The organism is Wolbachia endosymbiont of Protocalliphora sialia, assembly GCF_053891855.1.
On record NZ_JAIUJX010000016.1, the window covers coordinates 14,901 to 17,353 of the forward strand.

Annotated in this window: 3 protein-coding genes; 1 reads left to right on the top strand and 2 read right to left on the bottom strand. The window is 33.4% G+C overall.

What is annotated here, in order from left to right:
* Positions 1-956: WD_0033/WD_0034 family tandem repeat-containing protein (locus LB100_RS05295; protein ID WP_456201645.1), on the bottom strand; the 956-nt coding region annotated here is incomplete at its 3' end.
* 79 nt (positions 957-1,035) lie between these two features.
* On the opposite strand from LB100_RS05295, the gene LB100_RS05300 reads away from it, so the two are divergent.
* Entirely contained in the window at positions 1,036-2,055 is a 1,020-nt protein-coding gene (locus LB100_RS05300) for an Mrp/NBP35 family ATP-binding protein (protein ID WP_264719686.1), read from the top strand.
* 206 nt (positions 2,056-2,261) lie between these two features.
* Here the strand turns inward: LB100_RS05300 and LB100_RS05305 are convergent.
* Positions 2,262-2,453 (bottom strand): hypothetical protein (locus tag LB100_RS05305; RefSeq protein WP_456201646.1); only part of this gene is annotated, 192 nt, incomplete at its 5' end.

The following is a 2,453-nucleotide window of genomic DNA, read 5'->3' on the forward strand; positions in this document are numbered from 1 at the left end:
CTATTTTTAGCATGAGTTAAAATCGAATTAATATGTGAATGATTACCCTCATGTATAGCAAAGCCAAGTGATGTTAAGCTATACGCCCAACCACCCGGAGAATATACAATATTTTTAGCAACCAGAACTTCTTGCAGTGTACCACTATTTTGAGCTTGCATTAAAATAGAATTAACATATTCATTTTCACTGCTGTTTCTATATATAGCAAGACCAAGCAATGTTAAAATGTATGTCTGATTGTTGAGAATATCTTGCAATATACCATTATTTTTAGCGATTGTTAAAATTGCATTAAAACATTCTTCATTATTCTGATCTACAGCAAAGCTAAGCGGTGTAAAAATGTATGTAAGACAACTTAAAGACCGTGTTACAATATCTTCAGCAATAAAAACGCCTTGCAGCATATCATTATTTTGAGCTTTTTCTAAAATAGAACTGATACATTCTTTATTACCTTTATATATAGAGAAACTGAGTGGTGTTAAAGCATACTCCTTAGTATTGAAATACTGTACAATATTTCTAGCAGCAAGAATATCTTGTAGTATTCCACTGTCCTGGGCTTTTGTTAAAATATCATTAATATATCTTGGCTTATTGTGATGTATAGCAAAGCCAAGCGATGTTAAGTTGTACATCAGACAATTTTGATAGTTTATAATATTTTTAGTATTAATAATCTCTTGCAGTGTACCGTTATTTTGAGAATGTATTAAAATAGAATTAACGCATTCGTCATTACATTTGAATATGGCGAGGCTAAGTAGTGTTAAAGTGCGTTCCCCACCTCTTGGAAATCGTGTATTATATCCTATTGTAAGAACTTTTAGTAAATCATTCTCTGAGGCTACTTTCAAGATATTACTAATTCCCCCACCATTTGATATTAACTTTTTCAACTTAAAATGCAAATTTCGTTGTGCTGGTGTTAAGTTGTTATCATTTAGCATATTCTTGTAACCTCGCTTTAAAGTCAGTGCAGTTTAATTATTCTATGTTAGTATACACCAATAGAAAAAATTTCATCATATGTTCTGGAAAAAATTTACACAGGTTAATGAGGAAATCGTAAGAGAGAGCCTAAAAAAGGTTATAGAGAAGAAAAGTGGTAAGAATGTTGGTGTAGTATCCTCAATTGTTATTAAGGGTAAAGATGTTGCTTTTGCTCTTGAAGTTACTGAGCCAAATGAAGAATTAAGAAAAAATTGTGAGCAAGCTGTTAAGGCGATACCGGGAGTAGGAAAGGTTACTGTAGTTGCTACTGGTCAAAAACAAACTAGGCAACAAAAAGCTAAACTTCATATCGAAGGAGTGAAAAATATAATTGTCGTTGCTTCTGGTAAAGGAGGTGTGGGTAAGTCGACAGTTGCACTAAATCTAGCTCTTTCGTTAGCAGAATTAAAACATAAAGTTGCGCTAGTTGATGCAGATATATATGGTCCTTCGATTCCTAAAATGTTGGGCACTGAGAAATTAAAACCAGAAATACAGAGTGGTAAAGCAATGCCTATAAAGAAACATAGTCTCTATACTATTTCAATTGGCTATTTTATTGATAAGGATCGCGCAGCAATATGGCGTGGACCTATGATCACAAAAGCACTTTACAATTTGCTAATGGGAACAAGGTGGTCTGATATAGAATATTTAATCATTGATACACCTCCTGGCACTGGCGATGTACATTTAAGTCTGATGGAGAATTTTAGTTTAACTGGAGCAATAATAGTTTCAACTCCACAGGAGCTTGCTTTAGTCGATGCACAAAAAATTTATGATATGTTCACAAAGCTCAGCGTGCCAATTATCGGCATTGTGGAAAATATGAGCTATTTTGTTCAAGATAATTTAAAAATACACATATTTGGAAAAGGTGGTGCAAAAAAAATGTCTGAAGAGCTGGGAGTCAAACTCTTGGGCAGAGTTCCTCTAGATCCGCAAATATGTAGTGCTTCTGATTGTGGAGACCCTTCAATGCTAAGTGAGGATTTAGTAAGGATTTATGAAGGCATTGCTAAAGATGTTAGGTCTTTTGTATGCAGTCTATAAAGTTTGTTTAACTACTTTTAAAATAGGTAGAATGTAATTTTAGGTGAATAAAATATTTCAAATGGCAGCAGCTACCTCGTATCTGAACAGACAATAGACTTCTTGGATAACTTAAGAAACAAGTAGTAGAAGCAATATTAGGGAAGGTATAAATTTTGAGCAGGTAAGTAAACTTGATGAAGAGAAGCTTCGAAGACTAAGAGGAGTCAAAAGAAAAACATTGGAAAAATAATAGAAATTTTAATAGAGGAAGAGGCCAAGAAAAAGGCAAGAGGAGGAAAACCAAATATATTTATTAATAGCACTCGAATATTTGTGTAAATACCGTACATATTTCCATATAGCGCAAAGCTATAATGCACCCATTTGTCTAGACCATTTTTTTCAAAGTGATCCGA